The sequence below is a fragment of the Sulfuricurvum sp. genome (assembly GCF_019163035.1).
Classification (GTDB): domain Bacteria; phylum Campylobacterota; class Campylobacteria; order Campylobacterales; family Sulfurimonadaceae; genus Sulfuricurvum.
On the sequence record NZ_JAFLKV010000061.1, the window covers coordinates 3,693 to 4,975 of the forward strand.

The following is a 1,283-nucleotide window of genomic DNA, read 5'->3' on the forward strand; positions in this document are numbered from 1 at the left end:
GCGATATTAAAATTTTCCATATCGGCATCAAAGGTAACGAGATGAGGAACACCCGTATCGAGGAGCCACCATGTCATTTCATGTTCAAAAATCGTATCATTGATAACGAGGGGAGGAGTCAAATCACTTTGAACTACATCCCCCTCGATGCTCGCTTTTATCACCCCAGCGCCCGTTAAAAACTCCATATTCTCACCTGCAAGTCCAAAACGGTGAGCATAATGGGCACATGCACGGCTCCCGTTTCCACACATCGAGGCAGTCGAACCATCGGCATTGTAAAATTCCCACTCGAAATCATGGCTCTCATGAGGGAGCAAGACGATCAACCCATCCGCTCCTATGCCGTTTTGACGATCACAGAGAGTTCGGGCAAGTCCAGAGCGATCTGCTCCGTGAAAAGCATGAAAGATGACGAAATCGTTGCCGCTGGCGCAATATTTGGCAATTTGTAACATGGGGTATTCCTTTATAATTACGGTAATTATACCTTAGGAGCGGGATAGAGTAATTTAATAGTATCGACAAACTGCTCACATTCACGTTGTAAATGTTTGAGATTGGAAGAGTTATCAATCACCCATGTCGCACGCGCTTTCTTCTCCTCGATATCCATCTGACTCTCGATACGGCGCAACGACTCCTCCTCGGAGAAACCGTTGCGTTTCATAAATCGCTCCATCTGCAATGCTTTGGGAGTATAAACAACGACGGAATTTTTAATCGGATAGGATGACGTCTCGAAAAATAGTGGAATATCGATTAGATAGGGGTATTTGAGGCGATCTTGTTTGTTACTTTGCTCTTCGATCGCGGCTCGAATTTTGGGGTGTAAAAAGGCTTCAAGTTCTTGTTTCGCTTGCGCGTCAGCAAAAACAACCTTCCCTAATACAGGGCGATCCACTTTACCGTTTTTAACAAACTCCTCGCCGAAACGCTCAACCACCCAAGCACAGTTTTCATCCAAAATACGGTGCGCTATCGTATCGGCATCGATGATGCGCAACCCGTTGAGTCCGAGCAAAGAGGCAACGGTACTTTTCCCCGTCGCTATCCCTCCTGTGAGTGCAATAGCATATTCAAACGCCATTAGTTACGGATAATCCCGAGGTAATTTTTACGGATGTACTGCGGCATGGCAAAGACTCCGATATGGACATCGCAGTTGTAAAACTGAAGTCCTTCAAGCAAATCACTGCGTTGTAAAATCAAATCCGCCGTCGGATGATACTCTTTGGAACAGATTAGCAATGTCGAACCGTCCCCTACGTAATACGGCATAA

General features: G+C 45.8%; 2 protein-coding genes and 1 pseudogene. All 3 read right to left on the reverse strand.

From position 1 onward, the window contains the following. Positions 1 to 458 (reverse strand): diaminopimelate epimerase (dapF, locus tag JZU62_RS05155; RefSeq protein ID WP_295012570.1); only part of this gene is annotated, 458 nt, incomplete at its 3' end. 26 nt (positions 459 to 484) lie between these two features. Then, the gene (coaE, locus tag JZU62_RS05160) at positions 485 to 1,090 is read right to left on the reverse strand and encodes a dephospho-CoA kinase (protein WP_295012572.1); all 606 of its coding nucleotides are present in this window, start codon (positions 1,088 to 1,090) and stop codon (positions 485 to 487) included. Next, a pseudogene (locus JZU62_RS05165) lies at positions 1,090 to 1,283 on the reverse strand (spermidine synthase); the annotation flags it as partial. The pseudogene JZU62_RS05165 and the gene coaE, both read right to left, overlap by 1 nt.

Coding starts and splice junctions, on each gene's coding strand:
- coaE (WP_295012572.1), bottom strand. CDS start 1,090: ATGGCGTTTGAATATGCTATTGCACTCACAGGAGGGATAGCGACGGGG.